Source organism: Streptococcus pluranimalium (assembly GCF_002953735.1).
Lineage (GTDB): Bacteria > Bacillota > Bacilli > Lactobacillales > Streptococcaceae > Streptococcus > Streptococcus pluranimalium.
Genome location: NZ_CP025536.1, coordinates 1322546 through 1346255 on the forward strand (window position 1 = coordinate 1322546; position 23710 = coordinate 1346255).

The window sequence follows — 23710 nt, forward strand, 5'->3', positions numbered from 1 at the left end:
ATTTTAATTTTCTCGCTATTTAATTTAATTATACCATAAAATATACGCCTAGAAAAGACAAAACCACATGTTTTTTAAAGCATGTGGTTACTTCGAGGTAGTCAATCTCTTTCTATACCTCGTTCTTCTAATCGACAGATTTCAAGGCTTCTAGCATATCTACGGTTTTAAGGATATGATTAACCAATACACCTAGTAGCATTAAAATGATAAGAACAACAGCAATTGGAATGCCATAAACCGTCCAAGCAACTTGCGTGCCAAAAAGGATATCATTGCCACCAATCATACTCATAATGAGCTTGTGAAGGTAAATACCTGAAAAGAGGCCTGAGCCAATCCCGATCAGAGATAAGATAATCGTCTCACGGTATATGTATAGAGTGACTTCTTTATCGTAAAAGCCTAAAACCTTGATGGTTGACAGTTCACGGATACGCTCTGCTACATTGATATTGGTCAAGTTATAAAGAATAACGACAGCTAAGAGGACTGCGACTACCGTCAAGATAGTCATAGCACCATTTAGGGAAGCCACTACTGCTTTAACCGTATCTACCATAGCTGAATTTTGACTTAAGCCTGCGACAGCGGGCAAGCTCAATAACTTGCTTGCTTGTTGTTTCAAAACCTTACTTGATTTACCTTTTAGATTAAGTAAGTAGGCTGGTGAAGACTCAAATTCGGCAAAGTGCTTATCAAAAACATCCTGAGACATCATGAGATAGTGCCCCGCATTCATCTCAATAATAGCTGAGACGTTAACCTTAACTTCTTGACCTTTAACATCTTTCAACTTAATCTCTTGTCCTTCTTTAACCTGATAAGCTTTGGCTAATTTTTCAGAAATCAGAATACCGTCTTTACTTAGTTCTCTTTTTTTACCTGTCTTAGCATCGTAAAGATTAATAAAGGAATCAAAATCCTTTTGACGAGTAATGAGAAGAGATACCGATTGGTGTTGGGACATTTCAGGTACTTCTAACATTATTGAAGCATAGGTAATTTCTTTTTCTTTAGCAATCTCTGGACCTGATAGGGCTTCGGCTAGTTTTTCTTTCTCCTCTGCGCTAGCAGATGTCTTTTCAATAACCAGCATGTCATAAGGTGTCAAGCGACCAAACTGGTTATCAACGACCTTAGATAAGGAGGATTGGATCCCAAGACCTGCAAATAAAAGAGCAACTGATCCTGCAACACCAAAGATGGTCATGAGCATGCGTTGTTTGTAGCGAAAGATATTTCTGGCAGTCACTTTTTGAGTAAAGGACATTTTTTGCCAGATAAAGGACATGCGTTCTAGTAAGATTTTAGAGCCTTTAACTGGTGGTTTAGGCAAGAGCAATTGAGCTGCTTTTTCACTCAGTTCTCGGCGAGCAATCAGATAGGCTGGAAAAACAGCTGAAATGAAGGCTAGACCGATAGCAATTAAGCTATACGACCAGAAAAAGTCATATCGAATGCCGCTAATGGTTGTGTCTTTAGTCATGATATCAGCGATAATTCGAGGAAGAATGTAATGACCTGCCACGATGCCCAATATTGTCCCCGTCAAGCTAGCAACAAGACCATAAATAACAAACTTACGAATGACATCTGTATTACTGTAACCTAGCGCTTTTAGGATGGCTGAGTTATTGCGCTCTTCATCGACGAATCGAGTCATCGTCGTGAAAGTCACTAGTGCTGCCACTAGATAAAGAACAACTGGGAAGATGTTACCGATTTGTGCCACGCTGTCCGAGCCAGATGCGTAAACCATGTAGCCATTGCCACCTGGCAGAGTTTCACGAGTATACACCGTATAAGTCGGCATCTCTAGCCTATCTAACTCATCTTGTGCTTTGATTAAAGCTTTTTCGTTTTTGGCTAACTCTTTTTTGGCTGTTTCTAGATTCTTTTCTTGTGAAGCCATTTCTTTTTGAGCTTCTTGTAACTGCTGACTAGCAGCTTTAGCTTGAGATTCTGGTAAGGCGCTTAAAGCTTTTTCTTGCTCTTCCAAGTTTTTCTTAGCAGTAGCTATTTTGCTCTCGCTATCAGTGAGTTTTTCTTTAGCTTGGGCTAATGATGTTTTATTGTGATTAAGCTCATCTTGTGGGTCTTTTTTGATTTCGGCTAGGTGAGCTTCAGGATTATCTGCTAAGAGCTCATCCAGCGCATCAGTCTTCTCTCTCAAGCGATTCTGATATGTTTTATCGAAGGGGCTTAAGCTTACCAAATCATCGTATCGAATACGTGCTAGTATAGGGTACTCACTATTAAATGTGTCAGCAACTGTTACTCCATAAGCTTTTAGGTTACCGTCACCTGCGGTTGATGATCCAAGGTTGGTTGTGGACCAAATCTCCGGAGAATTGACAAAACCAGTCACCTTAAAGCTTGTTTCTTTGAGAATGCCGTCATCTGCTTGCCTAACTTTGATAGTATCCCCAACTTGATAGTTCTTTTTAAGAGTAGATGCTAGGGCAATTTCCTTAACATTTTTAGGAAGTTGCCCTTTCACCAAGGTCATTTTCGAAATCTTATCAGGTACAGACATGACCCTCAGCGCCTCATGAGTATCCCTAATGGTCACATCGGTCATATATCCAAAGTCAACGTTAGCTTTTTTAAGATGTTTCAGTTCTTCTTGGTCTTTCTTTCCCAACCCCATACTTGAGATAACCGTCAAATCCATGGTATTTTGGCGATTAAGATAGTCAGTCGCTAAGCGTTGCATATCCGGTGTGGTAACCTTGAGACCGACAAAAGCAAAAGCCCCTAACATCATTAAGAGCATGATGGACAGGAAACGCCCTTTAGAGGAGGCTAAAGATTTCCAAATATCCTTCCAGTAGGTTTTCTTTGACATGACTACCTCCTAGTATTCCAAGGTCGCAATGTCTTGCGGATTTTTATTGGTCTCAACACTTGTCACACTGGCATCGTGCATACGAATGACCTTATCAGCGATTGGTGCTAGAGCGGCGTTATGCGTTACGATAACCACTGTAGTGCCCTTTTCTCGCGACATATTTTGAAGGATTTGTAAAACCTGTTTTCCTGTATGATAATCCAGGGCCCCTGTGGGTTCATCGCAGAGCAAGAGTTTAGGGTTTTTAGCGACAGCTCGTGCAATGGACACGCGTTGTTGTTCACCACCAGATAACTGGGCAGGGAAATTATTCATGCGATTGGCAAGTCCTACATCTGCTAAGGTTTTTTCAACATCTAGTGCATCTGGGACAATCTCAGATGCCAGTTCCACATTCTCTTTGGCGGTTAAATTGGGCACCAAATTATAAAACTGAAAAACAAAGCCAACGTCATTACGACGATAAGCTGTTAGTTCCTTATCTGAATACCTTGAAATGTCCTCACCATCAATCAAGACCTGACCGTCATCATTGGTATCCATACCACCTAGGATATTTAAGACTGTTGATTTTCCAGCACCAGACGCACCTAGGATAATGACTAACTCACCTTTTTCAATATCAAATGACACATCGCGATTGGCAACAATTTCGGTACTGCCGGTTTGATAACGCTTGTAGGAGTTTTTCATTTGAATATAAGACATGATTTTTCTCATTTCTATCGTTTTTTAGTTAAATGAACAAGACGTTGATTTAAGAATGCCATTATTATATAATGACAATAAAAAAACTTCAAGAACAAAAATCAACAAAGTGTTGATTTAAGAAAGAGAATAGGATATGCAAAAACGTCAAACAGAAACCAAGAGATACATCAAAGAAGCTTTAACGCTACTTCTTAGAGATAAAGGCTTTGAAGATATCACTATTTCAGACATCACCCGAAAAGCCGGTATCAATCGTGGGACTTTTTATCTTCACTACCAAGACAAGTATGACATGATGGCCTCGCTTAAGGCAGAAATTCTTGAACAACTGTATCGAATTCTGATCAAAGGAAACTTTGAGACCGATTTTTATCATATTATGAACCAGACTTTTTCTTATCTAAAAGATGATTTCGAGTTTATTCAAGCTATTTCAAAAACCTCTTTTGTCAACTTCCCTAAAACAATCAAAGATTTTGTGGCTAACTTTCTTTTAGAATTTCCCCAATCCAAAGTCCTTATTACAGAACATTATGGCGTTCCCTATGAATATGCCATCCAGGTCTACCTAGCCAGCATCGAAAGCTTGATATCCTATTGGGTCGCAACTGGCGGTAAGGAAAGCCCAGCAGAAATGACAGAAATTATCTCTAAAGTACTAAAGATTGAAGAATCGATTAATCAGAACACACAAAACTGAACCGCTGCACGACGGTTCAGTTTTTTTTTGACAGTTAAATGTATGGCACTAACACTTAAGAAAAATCAATCTATATAAAGCAAGCTCATGACAGAACTGAAGTTCACCAAGCCAAAGCAAGTGCCTATCCTTTTGATTTTAAAGTCTATTAAATATCAATGCTAACGGTGACATTCTGCACAGGAATATCGTAGAATGGGTCTTCACGGCGCCCGAGGAAATCACGCGCTTGTTGTGGGAAAGAAGCGTAGCTAAGAACATCTTCTTCACTCTTGGCATAGTCTGAAATTTCCACACGTAGAGCAGGTAATTGAGGCTCAATCAAGTCAGCCGGACGCATGGTAATCACTTCCTCATCTCCGATAATCAACTCTTTGATTCCCTCAGCAAGTGGCGCTGGGGATTGACCATAAAGCCCACGAACGTAATCTTTAATCTCATTCGGAATAACTTTGTAACGTTCGCCAGAAATAACATTCATGAGGGACTGGGTCCCAACCATTTGCGACAAAGGCGTTACCAACGGTGGGTATCCAAGATCTGCACGGACACGAGGCACCTCAGCAAGTACCTGATCATATTTGTCTTCCAAGCCTTGATCCTTCAACTGACTGAGCAAGTTAGAGAGCATTCCCCCAGGCACTTGATAAATCAAGGTTTTCGGCTCAACATCCTTAACTTTAGGATTAAGAATACCTTCTGAGCGGTAGTGACCACGCACCTTATTAAAGTGCTCAGCCACTTCTTCTACTTTTTTAAGGTCAATGCCTGTGTCAAATCCTAGTTCTTCAAGAGCAACTACCATTGATTCGGTAGCAGGTTGACTAGTACCACCAGCAAAGGATGACACTGCCGTATCAATAATATCAGCACCCGCTTCAGCCACTTTGAGGTAGGTCATTTCTGAAATACCGCTGGTTGCATGAGTGTGCACTTCTAAAGGAAGATCAACAGCTTCCTTGATCCGTTTGACCAAATCATAACCAGTCTGAGGTGTTAGAACCCCAGCCATATCCTTGATACAGATAGAATCCGCACCAATATCAGCATAACGCTTGGTCAAATCCACAAAGTAATCCACCGTATGAACTGGACTGGTTGTATAAGAAATAGCTACCTGAGCATGTCCACCAGCTTCCTTAGTGGCACGTACCGCTGTTTGAAGGTTACGAGGGTCATTCAAGGCATCGAAGATACGGATAATATCAATCCCATTTTCCACAGATTTTTGAATGAAGCTGGTTACCACATCATCGGCATAGTTACGATAACCTAGCAAGTTTTGCCCACGAAGGAGCATTTGTAATTTAGTATTTTTAACAGCTTTACGGATGGTACGAAGTCTTTCCCAAGGGTCTTCATTAAGGTAGCGCAAGCAAGAATCGAAGGTTGCCCCTCCCCACATTTCAAGAGCATAGTAGCCTGCTTGATCTAACTGTTCAAGGACTGGCAACATCTCTTCTGTAGTCATTCGCGTTGCGATTTGACTTTGCTGACCATCCCGTAAAACCGTTTCGGTAATACGAATTTTTGTCATGATTTTCTCCATTTTTATTGGCTTGAAATTATTTTCTACATTTTAGCTTGTCTAATCTGGACATCTATCTAAAGCTCCATCAATCATTTGACTAATAACTTCCTGCATTTGCTCGACACTGTGCTTACGAGAACGTCCGCACTCTTTGGCAACTTCAGAACAGATAAAGCACTTGCGAGGCTCTTTGCCAAGATCAGTCCGACTAATAGGATTAAGTAAACCAGTTTCAACTTTCTCTAAAACATCCAAATCCATCAGTCTGCCTAAGTCGCTTGATTCCTCGATAGCAATCAAGCGTTTTTTGAACTCAACTGCTGGTAAAGTAGACACCATATAATATTCCCATCCTGTTTTAGGACTAATAGTCTTGTCAAAAAGTATATGATCAGCCAGTGTTTTTTTCACCATATCTATAATGATGGTAAAAGCTTGACCTAGTTTCTCTGAGGTTTTGACAGGACCAGGAATATTCATGGTAGCGCAGAGTAGGCTGGTGTGTGGGTATTTTTCCATCAAACTTTTTTGTCTGAAACTACGCCCTTCTCGGGCTTGTAACATATCTTCTAAACTGACGGTTGGACCATTGAAAATACTTGTTTTAGACATTTTTAACCACGTCAATCAAGCTACCATCACGGTATTCGATGAGGGCAACAACCTTGTCACCGTATTGAATTGGCTCAGGATTACCAACAACCGCGTAAGCTTTTTCTTTCAATTCTTCAATGGTAAATTGTGGCACTTTTAAATCTTTAAAGTGTTCAATCAAGTCAGGACGATTTGGGTTAATGGCGACACCAACTTCTGTGACGACTACATCAACACTTGTACCTGGCGTGATGACTGTATTGACCTTATCCACAAAAGTAGGAATGCGTCCGCGAATCAGTGGTGAAATCACTAAGCTCATCTTGGCCGCAAAGGCTGTATCACAGTGACCACCTGAAGCACCGCGAATAACACCGTCAGAACCTGTCATAACGTTAACGTTGAAGTCTGTGTCTACTTCAAGGGCTGAAAGGATACAAGTATCCAGCTGGTTAATGACCGAGCCTTTACTCAATGGAGAAGCATACATGTTAGCGTCGATTTCCAAGTGTTTGCCAGCATTACGGTCAAGCGATAGAGCAGATGGGTGGTCAAAGTCTTGAACATCGATGATTTTCTCAACTAGATCTTCTTCCAAAAGTTCCACCATGGCATTGGTAATACCACCAAGGGCAAAACTTGCTGTGATATCTTGCTCAATCATAGCTTCACGGAGAAAGCGACTAACTGCAAGGGAGGCACCACCTGTACCTGTTTGGAATGAGAACCCTTCTTTAAAATATGGTGAATTAGTAAAAACTTTAGCTGCGTATTCAGCAATCAAGAGTTCTTTAGGATTTTTGGTGAAACGTGTAGCGCCTTTGGCGATACCATTTGGGTCACCAATGGCGTCTACTTCAACCACGTAATCCACATCGGTTTGCGGAATTGAAATTGGTGTGTTTGGATAAGGCACCAAAGTGTCTGTGATGATAACCACTTGATCTGCATATTTGGCATCAATCATGGCATAACCGAGAGATCCACATGTGGCTTTTCCCTTAGTTCCGTTGGCATTACCATAGGCATCTGATGAAGGCGCTCCAAGGAAGGCTACGTCAATATGAACATCACCAGCAGCAATCGCACGCGCACGGCCACCGTGTGAACGGATAACGACTGGATTTTCCATAATCCCTTCTGAAATGGCTGCTCCAACCTTATCACGCAAACCTGATGAGGTGATATTGGTTACAACACCGTTTTTGATGTGTTCAATCAAAGGCTCATGGACATTGGCAATGGAACTTGGTGCGATTGATAAGTTTTTAATCCCTGCTTTAGCAATCTCATCCAAGACCATGTTCATGACAAAATCCCCTTCGCGGAAATGGTGGTGAAAGGAAATCGTCATGCCATCTTTTAGACCCGTTTTTTCGATAGCTTCACGGATAGATCCTAGTAGTTTAGCATCACCTGGTTTTACAGGTTTTATCTTACGACTTGATTCTTGGTAGTCTTTAATGTGTGCCAATTCTCCTTCAAAAACACCGTATTGATCTGCGTATTCTTGAGGAATGTCTCGGCCTAGTGTGTTTATCACCATCTTAAATATCCTCCTCAGTCAAAACTCCTGCTGCTTTTGCTAGCATAATCACACGTTCAGCACGCTCTACAATTGGTTTGTCAATCATCTTACCATTGAGCGCAATAACTCCTGATCCTTTACTTTCAGCCTCACGGATAGCCCAGATGACTTGCTTAGCATTGTCGATTTCTTTTTCAGTTGGGGTGTAAATCTCATTAACCAATGGAATTTGACGTGGATTGATGACAGATTTACCATCAAAACCAAGTTGTTTAATCAAGCGAACTTCATCTTGGAAGCCTTCTGTATTATTAACATCCGAATAAACCGTATCAAGAGCTGCGATACCAGCAGCACGAGCAGCATGGAGAATCATGCTACGAGCAAAGAAAAGTTCTTGTCCATCTGGGTAACGACGAGTTTTCATATTAGTCACGTAATCTTCTGCACCAAGAGCAATACCGATGAGGCGGTCAGAGGCTTTGGCAATTTCCCTAGCATTGAGTACACCTTCAGCAGATTCGATAGCCGCCATCATGCTTGTGCTACCAACTTCAAGACCGTATTCCCTTTCAACACGCTCAATTTCTGCTTCAACATCGATAATATCTTGAGCTGTTTCTGTTTTTGGCAAACGAATAACGTCAACACCTGCTGATACAACGGCTTCAATATCAAGAGCCCCACAAGTATCAAGACCATTGACACGAACCACGGTTTCAACATTGCTATAATCAAAGGTTTTCAAAGCAAAGTGGACAAGTGCACGCGAGGTATCTTTCTCTTTTAAAGAAACAGAATCCTCTAGGTCAAACATAATGGAATCAGCCCCATACAAAGGCGCATCGCGAAGCATACCTGCATTGGCACCAGGGACAAACATCATTGTTCTTCTTAAACGTTCCATGAATCAATCTCCTTCCAATTGTATGTTTCAAGACCAGCCGCACGGTGGGCTGCTGCAATGGTACGGGCTTGAATGGTGCAATCAAGTGCGCCTTTATCCACAGCTTCTACCTTGGCAGATGTCACACCAAGATTTGCCAAAGTTTCTTCAATGACACGACGAATTTGTGCTCCAAATTGTTTTTCAACACTACTATCCAGTGATATTGAAATACCATCAGCCTCACTTGGAGATAGGGTTAACATAATATCGCTAGATTCTAGAGAACCAGCAACAGCTGTTTGCTTAATTTCCATGATTCACCTCTCTAAAATTTCAATTAGTCAGACGGGAACAATTTAATTAACACTTCTGCTGAAATGTAGAGAATTCCCAAAACCACAAAGATTCCAAACATACCCAAGCCCATGAGTTCAAAAGCTTGGAGTAAATGATCCATGTTTACCATAATATCCTCTTTCTATCTCTTAGCTAAAGAAGGCAAGGAGCAAACCACCTGCAATAACAGAAGCGATTTGACCTGACACGTTGGCACCAACAGCGTACATCAAGATGAAGTTTTGTGGATCTTCATCTGTCGCCATTTTTTGGATAACACGACTGGACATTGGAAAGGCTGAGATACCTGCAGCACCAATCATTGGGTTGATTTTTTGTTTGCGGAAAAGATTCAAAATCTTAGCAAAGACTACGCCACCAATAGAGTCCATGATAAAGGCAACCAAACCGAAGACGATAATCAAAAGGGTTTGAACGTTCAAGAACAAGTCTGCCTGCATTTTGACTGAAATAGTCAAACCAAGCAAGATTGACACGATATTAACCAATTCATTTTGAGCTGTTTGAGACAATCGGTCCAAAACACCACATTCACGAAGGAGATTGCCAAACATAAGAAAACCAACCAAAGGAAGGGAAATCGGAGCGATAAATCCAGCCACAATTGTAATGACAATTGGGAAAAGGATTTTAGTCATTTTTGACACGCTCTCTGCTTTGTAAGTCATGCGAATTTGGCGTTCTTTCTTCGTTGTCACCAATTTAATAGCAAAAGGTTGGATGATAGGCACCAAAGCCATGTAAGAGTACGCCGCCACCGTTATTGGTCCCAGAAGTTTCGGCGCTAACTGGTTGGCAACGAAGATTGATGTCGGACCATCCGCAGCCCCGATAATACCGATTGAAGCTGCTTCTTTGATATCAAATCCTGCTAAAACAGCGACTACTACAACAAAGAAGATACCAAACTGAGCCGCTGCCCCAAAGAGTAACATGAATGGGTTCTGTAAAAGTGGCCCAAAGTCAATCATGGCTCCAATACCGATGAAAATCAAAAGCGGAAAGAGTTCTGTTCCGATACCGATATTAAAGAGAACATCGAAGACCCCTTCTTGTTCAACCCCATTAACAACCTGAGTTAACACACCAGTTCCTGGGAAGTTAACCAAGATTGTACCAAGTCCCATAGGAACCAAAAGAGTTGGTTCGTATTCTTTTTTAATTCCCAGATACATCAAGGTTGCTCCGATGAGCATCATGACCATTTGAGGAATAGTGATAGACGTAATGCCAGCAATTAATGTTTCCATTAAGTCAATTCCTTTCTCTATACATAAACCTAATTAATTGTAATCAAACCATCACCTGGGTTAACCGTTTGACCTGCTGATACATGAATAGCTGAAACTGTCCCCGCAGATGAGGCTACGATTTCATTTTCCATCTTCATAGCTTCAAGAATCATAAGCGGCTGGTTTTCAGAAACGCTATCACCAACATTAACCAAAACTTTCAAAATCGTTCCTGGCATCGGTGCTGCTAGAGCATCTGCTCCTGCTGGAGCTGACGAAGCTGGGGGCACAGGGGTTGGCTCAACAGGTTTTTCAGCAACTGGCGCTGAAGCTGGGGCAACTGCTGGACTTGGACTTGGTGCTGCTGCGGGAGCTGGTGTGCCACCGATTTCTTCCATTTCAACCAAGTACTCTTTGCCATCTACAGAAATTTTGAATTTACGTAACATTGTTTTCTCCTTATGTTTCTTATTTTTTGCGATTAATTGATTTAACAACAAATTGGCTGTCTGGATAATCACCGGCTGCTATGCTTGAGGCTATCAGGGAGACAGTCAGACTTTCTGGATTTCGCTTTAGAATCCTTTTCACCTTAAATTGACTGTCCGGATGATCACCGGCTGCTATGCTTGAGGCTATCACACTAACCAGTTGGAAATCTTCTGACGTAGCTGGAATATAGGCTGAAACCTCTTCCCACTCCTCATCGATTGTTTGGCTACGATTTATTTCCTCAATCTTAGGGAGGTCAGTCTCTTCCTTGGATTTGGAAAATAACCGTTTAAAAATTCCCATTGGGTCTCCTTTCTTTACGAAAATACTAAACTTTTTTTACGTAAGCGTTTTTTTAACCTTCTAATATTATTATATAACATGATTATTTTAATGAATGGCTTTTTTGTGTTTTTTTGAAAAACGTTTCCAAATGTTAACAAAAAGCTTTTCAAGATGTTCTTTTTGTGTTTTTTATGACAAAGTCCTCTTTAAAAATTAAACGCTTTCAATTATACTTGGGGTGTAAAGTCACTTTGTTATATATTAGCTAAATATAATAATCATTAAATTTAAGGAGAAAAGCTATGCTTCTTACCATATTAGCTTATGCTATGATTGTCGTCTTCATGTTCGTTGTCATGAAGAAAAAAATGTCACCTTTAACATCCTTGGTTATTGTGCCACTTATCTTTACAATAATCGCTATCTACACAGGAGCTGCTGATTTTGGGCTTGATGCCAAATTCACAGAATTCCTTGGAGATGATAAACTCGCTAACAACCTTACAGCCGTAGGACCAATGGTTATGTATGGTATTAACGGAACCGCTAAAACAGGTATCATGCTCCTTTTTGCTATTCTCTATTTCTCAATCATGCTTCATGCTGGTCTTTTTGATCCCATCACTGAGAAAATGATTCGCTTTGCTAAGGGGGATCCAATGAAAGTCTTGATAGCGACAGCTATTGTATCTGCTGCTGTTTCCCTTAATGGTGATGGTACAACAACTACTCTTATCGTTGTTTCAGGCTTCTTACCTATCTACAAAAAACTCAACATGAATGTCATGAACCTTGGTGTTTTGATTATCCTTCAAAATACCATAATGAACTTGCTTCCTTGGGGTGGCCCAACAGCGCGTGCCATGTCTGTTCTTGGTGTTGGTCCTGAAATCCTCGGATACCTTGCCCCTGGTATGATCCTTTCTGTCCTCTATGTTATCTTTATCGTTGCCCGTAGTATGGGTAAAAAAGAACGCAAACGTCTGGGGGTTAAAGAGCTATCAGAGGCTGAACTCCGAAAATTAACTGATATTACAGATCCAGATACCATTGCTATCCGTCGTCCACAAAATTTCCTTTTCAACGGTATCTTAACCATTGTATTGATTGCTTGGCTAGTGGCTGGTTCATTTGAAGAAGCGATTAAAATTGAACCCCTTCTACTCTTTGCCGTCGGAACTTGTATCGCCCTTATGGTTAACTATCCAAAGCTCAAAGACCAATCAAAACGTATCGGAGACAATGCCGATAACGCTGTTCAAGTGGTTATCTTGGTCTTTGCTGCTGGTGTCTTCATGGGACTCTTCCAAGGTTCAGGTATGGCTGGCGCACTTGCTCAAAGCTTTGCTACTATCATTCCAAAACAATTGGCTGGCTTCTGGGGAATCATCATCGCCCTTATCTCAGCACCTGGTACCTTCTTCCTCTCAAACGATGGTTTCTACTACGGTATCATGCCAGTTTTGGCGCAAGCTGGTTCACAATATGGCTTCGACAACATGTCTATGGCTCTTGCTTCCCTCATGGGGCAAGCCTTCCACTTGCTCAGTCCACTGGTTGCCTTTATCTATCTCCTACTACGTTTGACTGGACTTGATATGGGTGAATGGCAAAAAACATCAGCTAAATACGCACTTATTATTTTCATCATCTTCATCGTAACCGTTGTCTTAATAGGACGTATGCCAGTTTATCTGCCACAATAATAAATCATCATGGCTAGCAAAAGGATTGGACACATATCCAGTCCTTTTCCATTTTGTAAACAATCTCATTTCAAAAGGCTGTTCATTTTTAAAACGTTTTCCGTTATAATAGTCATGAATAGAAAGGTTATGATATGAATCCTATTATCGAATCTGTAAAAGCCAACCTTGACCTCAATCAAAATCTCCCACTAAAACAATTGTTTTACCAAGCTCTTCGTAAAACGATTATTTTACGAGAGATTCCCGCTGGCAGTCGTATCAATGAAAAAGAATTCTCCCTAGAGTTAAACATTAGTCGAACGCCTATTCGCTACGCACTGGCTCAACTTTTGGAAGAAAAATTAGTTGAACACCTTCCCAAAAAAGGGATTATTGTCAAAGGTGTCAGCATTGACGATGCTATAGAAATCTTTGAAATCCGTAAATCCTTAGACACTCTAGCCAGCATCACAGCCATGACAAAAATGGATGATCATGATTTTGCGGATATGAAAGCCATCCTGACAGAATGCGAAGGCTTCATTGTTGACGGTAATATTGAACAGATTTTGGATAATTTCAACCAGTTCAATAACTGTATTTATGAGAAGAGTCGCATGGTGCGTCTAAAAGAGATTGTTAGTGAGCTACAGACCTACCTAACTTACTTTAGAGAAATCTCCATCTCCTCGCTTGAACGTCGCCAACTGGCTCTACGCGAACACTGGGAAATTTACCACCAGATGAGGGCACAAAATGCTGAAAAAGTGACTGAAATCACCCACCAACACCTCAATCGCTCGTTAACCTTTATCCTACAAGAGATGGACGCAGAGCCACATGACTAAAGAACTACTCACAACCATTAGCCAGGCCGCCCTCAAGTCCCTCCTCTACGAAGTATCCCTTAGCCCCAAGCCCGGTCTGGTGGATCGCTTGGACAACGGCGCCCACGACGACATGAGCTTTCAAACCTTTATTGATAGTTCACTTGCCTTGGCACCATTCTTTGAAGCTTATTTATCAACAGGGTTTGAAATGTCGAGCCAAACTCCTCAAGAAACCTTTAAACATTTAAGAGACATAGGGATTAAAGTCGAAGACGCCATGTTTACTGCTACCAAAGGTATCAATACGCATAAAGGAGTCAATTTTTCCCTAGCCGTTATTCTAGGAGCAACGGGCAGATGGCTGGCACAAAAAAATATAGCTTTAAACCAGCCCTATCACTTTTCACCTCAGGATGTGACGGCTATATGCCAAGTTACTGCTGAGCTCTGTTCTGATGTCTTAACCATGGATTTACAGGATTTGACAAGGAAAAAAAGCCTTAGCTACGGTGAAAAACTCTATCTTGATTATGGCATCACTGGTCCACGAGGGGAAGCCAGTGCAGGTTTTCCAAGCATCATTCAAAAAGCCCTGCCTTATTTTAGAAAGCTGCTAACTTATGGACACAATCTTGAGACGGCACAATTACAACTGCTTTTATATCTCATGACTTTTGTTGAAGATGGCAACCTCATTCACCGTGGGGGAATTGAAGAATGGCAGACCGTAAAAAAAGAAGCTAAACAACTTCTTGACCAAGACTTAACGGAAGACCAACTCAAAAAAGCCTTATCTGACTATAACACCACCTTAATCAACCGCCATCTAAGTCCAGGAGGATCAGCCGACCTCCTGGCTATCACACTCTTCTTCGCCTTTTTGGAAGAACTGATATGAAAATTAACAATAAATAACAATAACACCACAACCGTTAGTCCTCTTATCTAACAGCTGTGGTGCTATTTTTTTAACCATCACTAAAAAATCAGCTCCAGACCATAGGAGCTGATTAGTTTCAATCATAAATGTTTACTTGCTACATCATAAAGGTCAATATCACTTTAACAATCAAGGGCATAATGACAACGGTATAGAGAATGCGGCAGATTTGAATCGTCGCAATCTTTGGCATATCACCTCCCAGTTCTCCTGCTAAGAGGGAAATATCTGTTGCCCCAGCTGGTGAGGAGGCAAACAGGGCTGATTGGACATCTAAGAGACCACCTTTGGACATCCATTTACCAAAGCAAACATTGATGACCAAGTAACTACCCAATAATAAGATGATAGGGATGATTAAGCTACCCATTTGTAGCAGACTGGCATAGGTAAAGCTAGTACCGATGAGAGAGCCTGCAAAAACTTGCGCTGTCGAACGGTAATTTCTAGGTAATTGTCTGGTATTTCTTGTGATTTTAAGGGCAGAAGATACCAAAACAGAACCAATCAGCGCACCTACCGGTAATTGTAACCAGATCCCAATAAGGCCACCCAGCGTTGACACGCTCAAAATCAATCCATCATTCTGCCAAAAACTAAGTTTCGACAAAGGCTCATCAGTTTTGACCGACTTCGACTGCGAAGAATGCTCAGAAAAGGAATTACTATCATGAGAAAACCGCTTAGTCCAATAAGAAACCCAAATGGGTAGAACGAACATAATCCCTACGAAACGGGCTGTTTGGAGAGTTGCCACGACATCAGGCTTGGCTCCCATATCGATACTCATCAGAGAAACATCCATAACCCCGCCCGGGAGACAACTTAGGAGGGCAGTTGCCGCATCAAACTTGAAAACCACCATCAAAATGACTCCCACTACCATCATATTTAGCGTGAAAATTACCATCAGGCTGATAATCAAAGGGCTAAGTTTAGGCAACATCTTAAGGTCATTTTGGGAAATATTTTGCCCAATATAAGCACCACTGATAATCTGGGCAAAGGTTTTAAAACTTGTTGAAAGCTCGATATCACCATACATAATGGAGAAAATGGCTACAGAAAACATACTTCCTAGCATAAAAGGGGCTGGAAATCGTAATTGTTTTCCTACTAATCCACCGATGAAACCGATGAAAAGTGTAATCACTATTAACATTATCACATCTTCTTTCTAAACGACTATTTCTATTTTATCACCTTTCTTCTAGCTTATCTGCCATTTTTTGCTAGAAATTGTCTTTCTCTTGTTCTTTAGTCAGTCCTCTCAAATCTTCTTACCGTTCAAGTGTTATAATAAATAAAGAAAGAAAAACAAACAGATAGATTAGGAGAGTCATGGCTAATCATACTATTTCACGTATTTTTTCCTTCGACAAGGCAAATCTGAAGAAAGTTGACAATCTATTGAATCAGGAAGGCATCCGTCTGGATAAAAACTTGGACTATACCTGTGCCATCTTTGACGAAAACCATGAGATTATAGCAACTGGTTCTTATTTTGGCAATAGCCTGCGCTGTCTTTGCGTTTCCAGCAACCATCAGGGGGAAGGGTTACTCAACAGCATCGTCAGTCATCTGATTGAAGAAGAGTACGCACTTGGTAACTTCCACCTCTTCGTTTATACCAAAACCTGTTCTGCCAAATTTTTCAAAGACCTAGGATTCACCGAAATTGCCCAAATCGACAATCAAATCAGCTTTTTAGAAAATAAAAAGACAGGTTTTCCTGATTATCTGGCTAGTTTAAAGAAGCCTATGGGACATTCTGAAAAGGTAGCCGGGCTTGTGATGAATGCTAATCCATTTACACTTGGACACCAATACCTTGTTGAAAAAGCTGCCGCTGAGAACGACTGGGTTCACCTCTTTATAGTCAGCGAGGACAAAAGTCTCGTTCCTTTCGTTGTCCGTCAAAAACTGATCAAGGCTGGCTTAGCCCATCTGGATAATATCATTTTCCATGAAACAGGACCGTATCTGATTAGCCAAGCCACGTTTCCAAGTTACTTCCATAAGGAAGAAAGTGATGTCATCAAAAGTCAAGCTCATCTCGATACCGCTATCTTTATCAAAATCACACAAGCATTAGGGATTACTAAGCGTTATGTTGGTCAAGAACCAACTAGTCAAGTGACAGCTATCTACAACGACATCATGGCTCAAGAACTTGAGAAAGTTGGACTAGAGTTTGAAATCATCCCACGAAAAACAATTAGCAATCAAACTGAACCTATCAGCGCATCTACTGTTCGTACTGCCATCAAAGAAGACAACTGGAACCTTCTCGAACAGCTAGTTCCTAAAACAACACTTGACTTCTTCCAGTCCAAAGAAGCCCAAGCCATCATTGATAACATCAAAAATACTGATAATGTTATCCATTACTAAGTCAGAGTCTATAGCAATCCCGCTTAAAAGAAGCAGTTAATAAGAGCAAACTCATCTGGACTTGATTTTCAAAAATATGATAACAAGAAAACTTCCCATCACTTGAATGTGACAGGAAGTCTTTTTAGTCTCAATTTTATGGTTTGATACGGTGCAACATACGTGGGAATGGAATAGCTTCACGGATATGTTTGGTACCAGCGACGAAGGTTACCATACGCTCAATTCCGATTCCAAAACCACCATGTGGTACTGAACCGTATTTACGAAGGTCAAGGTAGAAGTCATACTCAGACTTATCCATACCAAGTTCGTCCATCTTAGCAACAAGAGCATCGTAATCATCTTCACGCATAGAACCCCCGATGATTTCTCCATAACCTTCTGGTGCAAGCAAGTCTGCACAAAGAACACGTTCTGGATTACCAGGAACAGGTTTCATGTAAAAGGCTTTGAAGCTTGCTGGATAATTAACCACGAAGGTTGGCACACCAAAGTAGTTTGAAATCCAGGTTTCATGTGGTGAACCAAAGTCATCACCATGCTCAAGGTGTTCGTAGTCAGTGTCTTCATCTGCTTCATGCTCTTGAAGAAGGGAAATAGCATCATCGTAAGACACACGTTTGAAAGGCTCAGCAATGTAGCGTTTAAGAGCATCCACATCACGTTCAAGCGTTTCAAGAGCTTGAGGGGCACGGTCAATAACCCCTTGGATGAGCGCTTTAACATAGGCTTCTTGGAGGTCAAGAGACTCTTCATGAGAAAGGAATGAATACTCAGCATCCATCATCCAAAACTCAGTCAAGTGACGACGGGTTTTAGATTTTTCTGCACGAAAAACAGGTCCAAAGTCAAAGACACGACCAAGTGCCATAGCACCAGCTTCAAGGTAGAGCTGACCTGATTGACTTAAGAATGCTGGTTGTCCAAAGTAGTCTGTTTCAAAGAGTTCTGTTGAATCTTCTGCCGCATTGCCAGATAAAATCGGGCTATCAAACTTGATAAAGCCATTTTGATCAAAAAATTCATAAGTTGCATAGATAATAGCATTACGAACTTGTTGTACCGCATGTTGCTTACGAGAACGAAGCCAGAGATGGCGGTTGTCCATGAGGAAATCAGTTCCGTGCTCTTTGGGTGTGATTGGATAGTCATGCGATTCACCGATGACTTCGATGTCAGTGATATCCAATTCATAACCAAACTTAGAACGATCATCTTCTTTAACAATACCAGTCACATAAACAGATGTTTCTTGACTGAGGCGTTTAATGGTATCAAATTTTTCAGCTCCTTCTTCTTCGCCGAATTTTTCAAAGAAGTTTGGTTTGAAGGCTACTCCTTGGAAGAAGGCTGTTCCATCTCGGAGTTGTAAAAAGGCGATTTTACCTTTTCCAGATTTGTTGGCAACCCAAGCACCGATGGTAACTTCTTCACCGACATGTTTGCTGACTTGATTAATGGTAATTAATTGACGTGACATAATACTTTTTTTGAGTCCTTTCCTATTTCAAAGTTATAAAGCTGGTTATTATCCTTAACCAGAGCTTTTCTATGCTCTTTTAGAAATCCTTTCACTAGTCAAACCATGAAAGGATTCTTTGGTTTTTTGTTATTTTTCAGACATATAGTGATTGAGACGCTTAATCGCTTCTTTTAATGTTGCTAAATCTGTAGCGTAACTCATTCGGAGACTATAAGGAGCTCCAAATCCTGCACCTGTAACAAGAGCAACTTCTGCCTTTTCCAAAATATCATTGGTAAAGTCAGTAACATCATCAAAGCCTTTCATGGCCATTGCTTCCTTAACATTTGGGAAGAAATAGAAAGCACCTTGTGGTTTTACCAATTTAAACCCTGGGATTGCATTAATGAGTGGTTCAATGATATTTAAGCGCTTTTCAAAAGCTTGACGCATTTCCTCAACAGGATCTTGCGAACCAGTCAAAGCCTCAATAGCAGCATACTGAGCCACTGTTGTTAGGTTAGATGTTGTCTGACTCAAGATTTTAGACATTCCAGCAATGATTTCTGGATTACCAACCGCAAAACCAACACGCCACCCTGTCATTGAGTATGTTTTAGCAACACCATTAATGACCATCGTTTGTTGACGAAGCGCTTCTGATAAGGTTGAGATTGGTACAAACGTATTGCCATTATAAACCAGACGACCATAGATATCATCAGATAAAATCAAGATATCATGTTCAAGTGCCCAGTTTCCAATCGCTAAGAGTTCCTCTTTGGTGTAAATCATTCCTGTCGGATTTGATGGTGAATTGAGTAAAAAAACTTTAGTCTTACCAGTTCTAGCCGCTTCTAATTGTTCGAGAGTTACTTTAAAATGGTTCTCTTCCTTAGCTTCTACAAAAACAGGAACCCCTTCTGCCAATTCTACTTGATCAGAATAGGATACCCAATAAGGAGTTGGGATAATAACCTCATCACCTTGGTCCAAAACTGTCATAAAGTAGGCATAAAGGACAAATTTTGCTCCAGTGGCAGCTAGAATCTGATTGTGGGTGACCGTATAACCATAGAAATTTTCCATGTAAGTCGCAATGGCATCCTTCAACTCTGGCAAACCACTAGCTGGAGTATAGAAACTAACTCGATTATTCTCGATAGCTTCTATAGCTTTTTGATTGATATGTTCTGGAGTTTGGAAATCGGGTTGACCAAGCGTCAAATTTAAGATATCACGTCCTTGTGCCTTGAGCTCCTTGGCACGCGCGCCTGACGCCAAAGTCACACTTTCTTGCATCTTTAATATCCGATTAGATAATTTCATCTTGCCTCCCCGTTTCTACTCCCTCAATATGTTAACAGCATGATTAAAAGCAATCAAAAAACACATGAAAAAAGTCTTTCTTCAATACCACCTATTATAGCAGAAAATCAAGTATATCTGATAGGATTTTATCATTTTTTTCAATCCAAACCTGATGTGTCTTTCTCAAAATTTCCAAACTAGATGGACCGTAGGACTTCTCAAGGAGACGCGTGTCTAAAATAAGTGCTGCTGACTTCTGATTAGGACGTCTGCTTGTACGACCTAACGCTTGTTTTAAGCGCATCATCATGACTGGTAAACTATAGGCCGTAAAAGGATTTTTCCCTTCTTGAGATAAGCGATTAGTCATCTTTTGATTAAGAAAATCTTGAGGATTTTCAAAAGGAAGTCTCGTAATGACAAGGAGTAACTGATCATGATTGGTAAAATCAACTCCTTCCCAAAAACTTCCTGTTCCCAATAAAATAGCTGATTCTTCCGCTTCAAATCGGCGCTTCATCTGGTGGCTGCTTCCATTCTTGCCCTGGGCTAAATGCGAAAGTCCAGCTTCTTGCAAATGATTTGACACCTGCTCCAAGGTGTCTTTAGAAGTAAAAAGCACCAAAGTCGGTAGATTTAGCTGACTAAGCCGGTAGATCTTGTTGGCTAGCTCCCGATGGTAATCCTCGCCAGACAAAGCAGGAGGTACTCCTTGCGAATCAATCCAGATAGCTTGATCTACATTTTTAGAGTCTTCGATAATGGTTTCTTGATAATCCGAAAAGCCCAATAGTTGTGGCAATGACACTTGTGGGCTGATACTCAAAGTAGCAGATACAAAACTAGTCTTTTGATTTTCCGGTAAAAACGGCGAAAAATCTAAGAGAAGCTGACTAGCTCCTTTCAAATAGACACTGCGCTTTTCATTTTCCTGCCGACTATCAATCCAAATAGAATCATAGCGCCTATCCGCAATCTTATTTAATGCCTCTAAATCTGGATGGTTTAGTTCCACAATATCACGACGAATCTTCTGCCACTTATCATTTGGAACAAGCTCTTCCTTAGATTGGTGATAATCCACCACTAAATGGCTCAATTCAAATTGAAGACTCTCGATTAAACGGCGAGTCAAGAGTTGATCCGTTTCCTCTAACATGCTTTCCAACTGCGTCAAAGTTTCTAAGAGATTGACCTTGGCATGCGAAAAATCTTCTAGGGTTAAAAAGAATTTCTGTGCCTCATCAATAACCAAATGTCCTCCTTCAATCAAGCTGGGATCATCTTCCAAACGGGTTAAAAGATAAGCATGATTCGTGATTAGCAGACGGCTTGACTTAGCCTTTTCATAAGACCTAAGCCAAAAATCATCTTGAGCAAAGAGAGAGTGGGCACTGAGTTCCCCATCATGTTGGAGACTATCAAAATACCATTGCAGACGCTGTTGTTGCTTGATTTCGTTGAGGTCACCATCTTGGGTTTCCAAAAGCCATACCAAGAGCTGCATCTTATAACGATTAAGCAGACGATTGTCATCATCTTGGTCTAAGGAAGCTTTAAAAGCGTCCAATTTTAAGTAATTGGCTGGTCCTTTCAAACTCTGATAAGCAGTCCCAAAAACTTCATGGATTTTCTTAGCTTCTTGGGTCACGATTTGATCTTGGAGCAACTTTGTTGGCACAGAAATAATGAGTCTTTGCTTTTCATTCTTAGCCAACAAGGGAACTAGATAACCATAAGTTTTTCCGATACCTGCTTGAGCCTGGATAAAATGAATCTCTTTTTCCTCTTGTAAAATAGCTTGTGCAAACAGTTCTTGTTTGGGACGGCTATCAAGACCTAAGAGAGCCATGTTGGTTGTGAAATCTTGCGAAAATTTTTTCTCTTCCTCTTCAAGCTGAGGTTTTCTTATCAAGATACCTGCTACTTCTTGATAAAGAGAATGGTCATAATCCTTATCCAAAGCAACCTCATCAATCAAAAGTCGCGATTCAAAAATGAGGTGGTCAGCGTAAGACTTGATTTTTTCAAGGGTTAAGCTAGGAAGGCTAGCCATTTTATCACGAATCTTGAAAAAGAGTTGAGCAGTCGCTTGAGCATCTGCGATAGCTGTATGGGCATCCTCTAAAGGAATATCCAAAGCCCTAGTCAATTCTCCCAAAGAATACTTTTCCATGCTAGGGAAAAAGACCTGGGCTAGCTCAACCGTATCAACCCTCGGTGGACGTAATTCAAAGCCTTCCATGAAGAGTTGTTCTGATAAAAGATTGGCATCAAACTTGACATTGTGCGCCACAAAAACACAGTCCTCAATCAGCTCATAAATCTCACGTGCCACCTGTGAAAAATCAGGAGCCTTTGCCAACTGCTGGTCTGTAATACCGGTTAATTGAACAATATGTTCCGATAGCGGTTCATGCGGATTAACATCGGTTTGATAAGTCTCAATAATCTTATCCCCCTGAATAATCACAATCCCCACTTGAATAATTTGCGCCATGATGGAAGCACCAGTAGCTTCCAAATCAATCACGGCATATTTCTGCTTGGACTTAGTCATAACAGTAAAATTATACCAAAAAAGAAGCTAGTAATGGAAACTAACTTCTTTTATTTCATCATTCAAGATTCACTTCTTAATCCCAGAGCCTCTACTGCCTCTAATGTTTTGAGATTGTGTACATCTGTGTAGCCCGCCGCTTTAAGGGCTGCTTCAGCTCGGTCAGCCCGTGGCCCTAACTTGCAGTGGAGATAGATTTTCTGATCTTTTGGTAAATCAAGCTGACCTGCCTCAATCTGATCTACAGGTAAATTTTGGGCACCTTTAATGTGCTTTTCAGCAAATTCATCTCTACCACGAACGTCAATTAAAAGGGCATTGCCTTTTACAATATCATCTTTAACGGTCATTCATTTCCCCTTTCTTTCTTATCATTGTAACAAATAGATCATCTCTTTTAAAATCCTAACTAACCATTAAATAAATAATTTTAAAACCCTTTTCAACTTGAAATGTGGTATAATCAATTTCAAGATAATTCTGAAAAAGAGGATATTATGGCAAAAAGAACCCGACTTAACAATTACTATCTGGAAATGGTGGAACATCATCTTCATGTGCCTTACTACGATGAAGAGCGGCGCATCCGTGTGCTTCTCCCTAAAGATTACCACAAAGAAGATTGGGCGTCTTATCCTGTTTTATACATGCACGATGGGCAAAATGTCTTCTATAGTAAAGAATCTTTTTCTGGCTACTCTTGGAAGGTTATTCCTACCATCAAATATCATAAAGAGCTACCTAAAATGATTATCGTAGGGATAGATAATGCTGGTGATAACCGTCTTAACGAATATGCACCTTGGATGACCGATGTTGGCACAACTCCTGAAACAGCTAGTGTTGGTGGAGACGGCATGGCTTATGGTGAGTGGGTGGTTAACACCGTTAAACCCTTTATTGATAAGACTTATCGTACCTTGACTGATCCTGAGCACACGCTCCTAGCTGGGTCCTCTATGGGAGGGATTATCACAGCCTATATGGGTGCAGCCTACCCTGACGTTTTTGGTAATCTCGGGGTTTTCTCACTAGCCTCTTGGTTCAGCGAACGAGATTTTTTACGGTTTTGTGACCATCATCCATTAGCCAAATCCAGCAGGGTTTATATCCAAGTTGGGACTCTTGAAGGGGATGAAGTTGATGAAACCTTCGCTTCTAACATGAACCAACGCTACATAGACTGTACGCTTCATTACTACCAATCGCTCCTTAAATCTGGAAGCAGCATGGACAATGTCAAACTCAAAATCATGGCTAATGAAATCCACCACGAAAAACACTGGGCCGACCACTTCCTAGAATTCTTACAATTCACTTTAAAAGATTAAGTATCATCATATTTGCCA

The 23710-nt window shown here is 40.8% G+C and carries 23 protein-coding genes; 6 read left to right on the forward strand and 17 right to left on the reverse strand.

All coding sequences use genetic code 11. The features are described from left to right. Positions 1 to 127 precede the first annotated feature (127 nt). Complete coding sequence (locus C0J00_RS06715) at positions 128 to 2851, reverse strand: FtsX-like permease family protein (protein ID WP_104968145.1); 2724 nt, start codon at positions 2849 to 2851, stop codon at positions 128 to 130. A gap of 9 nt (positions 2852 to 2860) precedes the next feature. After that, positions 2861 to 3562 (reverse strand): ABC transporter ATP-binding protein, encoded by a 702-nt coding sequence (locus C0J00_RS06720; protein WP_104968146.1) that lies wholly within the window; start codon positions 3560 to 3562, stop codon positions 2861 to 2863. Positions 3563 to 3698: 136 nt separating this feature from the next. Here C0J00_RS06720 and C0J00_RS06725 point away from each other — a divergent pair, with 136 nt between their 5' ends. After that, a complete protein-coding gene (locus C0J00_RS06725) occupies positions 3699 to 4265 on the forward strand; it encodes a TetR/AcrR family transcriptional regulator (protein ID WP_104968147.1) in 567 nt (188 codons plus the stop codon). 148 nt (positions 4266 to 4413) lie between these two features. Here C0J00_RS06725 and C0J00_RS06730 read toward each other — a convergent pair whose 3' ends face one another. From C0J00_RS06730 to C0J00_RS06765, 9 genes are read right to left on the reverse strand one after another with little or no spacing between them, the layout of a single operon-like run. After that, complete coding sequence (locus C0J00_RS06730; protein ID WP_104968148.1) at positions 4414 to 5802, reverse strand: oxaloacetate decarboxylase subunit alpha; 1389 nt, start codon at positions 5800 to 5802, stop codon at positions 4414 to 4416. A 51-nt stretch (positions 5803 to 5853) separates the two neighbouring features. After that, positions 5854 to 6408, reverse strand: a complete 555-nt coding sequence (citX, locus tag C0J00_RS06735) for a citrate lyase holo-[acyl-carrier protein] synthase (RefSeq protein WP_104968149.1) — start codon at positions 6406 to 6408, stop codon at positions 5854 to 5856. Next, positions 6401 to 7936, reverse strand: coding sequence for a citrate lyase subunit alpha (gene citF, locus C0J00_RS06740; RefSeq protein WP_104968150.1), 1536 nt, complete (start codon positions 7934 to 7936; stop codon positions 6401 to 6403). The genes citX and citF overlap by 8 nt, the downstream gene beginning before the upstream one ends. A gap of 1 nt (position 7937) precedes the next feature. Next, complete coding sequence (citE, locus tag C0J00_RS06745) at positions 7938 to 8825, reverse strand: citrate (pro-3S)-lyase subunit beta (RefSeq protein WP_104968151.1); 888 nt, start codon at positions 8823 to 8825, stop codon at positions 7938 to 7940. Further along, positions 8813 to 9121: a citrate lyase acyl carrier protein gene (citD, locus tag C0J00_RS06750; protein WP_104968152.1), complete on the reverse strand. Its 309-nt coding sequence runs from the start codon at positions 9119 to 9121 to the stop codon at positions 8813 to 8815. Before citD ends, citE begins: the two co-directional genes overlap by 13 nt. A 23-nt stretch (positions 9122 to 9144) precedes the next feature. Continuing rightward, positions 9145 to 9273 carry an OadG-related small transporter subunit gene (locus C0J00_RS10635; protein ID WP_407697164.1) on the reverse strand — a complete coding sequence of 43 codons (129 nt, stop codon included), beginning with the start codon at positions 9271 to 9273 and terminating at the stop codon, positions 9145 to 9147. Positions 9274 to 9292: 19 nt separating this feature from the next. Continuing rightward, a complete protein-coding gene (locus tag C0J00_RS06755) occupies positions 9293 to 10414 on the reverse strand; it encodes a sodium ion-translocating decarboxylase subunit beta (RefSeq protein ID WP_104968153.1) in 1122 nt (373 codons plus the stop codon). A gap of 29 nt (positions 10415 to 10443) precedes the next feature. Then, complete coding sequence (locus C0J00_RS06760; RefSeq protein WP_104968154.1) at positions 10444 to 10845, reverse strand: acetyl-CoA carboxylase biotin carboxyl carrier protein subunit; 402 nt, start codon at positions 10843 to 10845, stop codon at positions 10444 to 10446. A 19-nt stretch (positions 10846 to 10864) separates the two neighbouring features. Further along, complete coding sequence (locus tag C0J00_RS06765) at positions 10865 to 11191, reverse strand: hypothetical protein (protein ID WP_104968155.1); 327 nt, start codon at positions 11189 to 11191, stop codon at positions 10865 to 10867. Positions 11192 to 11475: 284 nt separating this feature from the next. Here C0J00_RS06765 and C0J00_RS06770 point away from each other — a divergent pair, with 284 nt between their 5' ends. The 3 genes from C0J00_RS06770 (at position 11476) to citG (ending at position 14589) form a co-directional block, all read left to right on the forward strand. Then, entirely contained in the window at positions 11476 to 12879 is a 1404-nt protein-coding gene (locus C0J00_RS06770; protein WP_104968156.1) for a CitMHS family transporter, read from the forward strand. Positions 12880 to 13013: 134 nt separating this feature from the next. Continuing rightward, positions 13014 to 13709, forward strand: coding sequence for a GntR family transcriptional regulator (locus C0J00_RS06775; RefSeq protein ID WP_104968157.1), 696 nt, complete (start codon positions 13014 to 13016; stop codon positions 13707 to 13709). Beyond that, the gene (citG, locus tag C0J00_RS06780) at positions 13702 to 14589 is read left to right on the forward strand and encodes a triphosphoribosyl-dephospho-CoA synthase CitG (protein WP_104968158.1); all 888 of its coding nucleotides are present in this window, start codon (positions 13702 to 13704) and stop codon (positions 14587 to 14589) included. The genes C0J00_RS06775 and citG overlap by 8 nt, the downstream gene beginning before the upstream one ends. Before the next feature lie 3 nt (positions 14590 to 14592). On the opposite strand, the gene C0J00_RS10640 is transcribed toward citG, so the two are convergent. Together C0J00_RS10640 and C0J00_RS06785 are read right to left on the reverse strand one after the other, a co-directional pair. Next, on the reverse strand, positions 14593 to 14715 hold the full coding sequence (locus tag C0J00_RS10640) for a hypothetical protein (protein WP_267894042.1): 123 nt from the start codon (positions 14713 to 14715) through the stop codon (positions 14593 to 14595). A 13-nt stretch (positions 14716 to 14728) separates the two neighbouring features. Beyond that, positions 14729 to 15796: an AbrB family transcriptional regulator gene (locus C0J00_RS06785; protein WP_104968858.1), complete on the reverse strand. Its 1068-nt coding sequence runs from the start codon at positions 15794 to 15796 to the stop codon at positions 14729 to 14731. Positions 15797 to 15972: 176 nt separating this feature from the next. Here C0J00_RS06785 and citC point away from each other — a divergent pair, with 176 nt between their 5' ends. Beyond that, a complete protein-coding gene (gene citC, locus C0J00_RS06790) occupies positions 15973 to 17025 on the forward strand; it encodes a [citrate (pro-3S)-lyase] ligase (RefSeq protein WP_104968159.1) in 1053 nt (350 codons plus the stop codon). Positions 17026 to 17161: 136 nt separating this feature from the next. Here the strand turns inward: citC and asnS are convergent, their stop codons facing one another. The 4 genes from asnS to C0J00_RS06810 all read right to left on the reverse strand — a co-directional run bounded on the left by asnS (position 17162) and on the right by C0J00_RS06810 (position 22711). Continuing rightward, complete coding sequence (gene asnS, locus C0J00_RS06795) at positions 17162 to 18508, reverse strand: asparagine--tRNA ligase (protein ID WP_104968160.1); 1347 nt, start codon at positions 18506 to 18508, stop codon at positions 17162 to 17164. 129 nt (positions 18509 to 18637) lie between these two features. Further along, the gene (locus tag C0J00_RS06800; RefSeq protein WP_104968161.1) at positions 18638 to 19819 is read right to left on the reverse strand and encodes a pyridoxal phosphate-dependent aminotransferase; all 1182 of its coding nucleotides are present in this window, start codon (positions 19817 to 19819) and stop codon (positions 18638 to 18640) included. Positions 19820 to 19913: 94 nt separating this feature from the next. Next, positions 19914 to 22361, reverse strand: a complete 2448-nt coding sequence (locus C0J00_RS06805) for a bifunctional DnaQ family exonuclease/ATP-dependent helicase (protein WP_104968162.1) — start codon at positions 22359 to 22361, stop codon at positions 19914 to 19916. Positions 22362 to 22423: 62 nt separating this feature from the next. Beyond that, positions 22424 to 22711 (reverse strand): rhodanese-like domain-containing protein, encoded by a 288-nt coding sequence (locus C0J00_RS06810; RefSeq protein WP_104968163.1) that lies wholly within the window; start codon positions 22709 to 22711, stop codon positions 22424 to 22426. 147 nt (positions 22712 to 22858) lie between these two features. Between C0J00_RS06810 and C0J00_RS06815 the strand changes: the two genes are divergently transcribed. Next, positions 22859 to 23692, forward strand: a complete 834-nt coding sequence (locus C0J00_RS06815) for an alpha/beta hydrolase (protein ID WP_104968164.1) — start codon at positions 22859 to 22861, stop codon at positions 23690 to 23692. Positions 23693 to 23710: the final 18 nt, after the last annotated feature.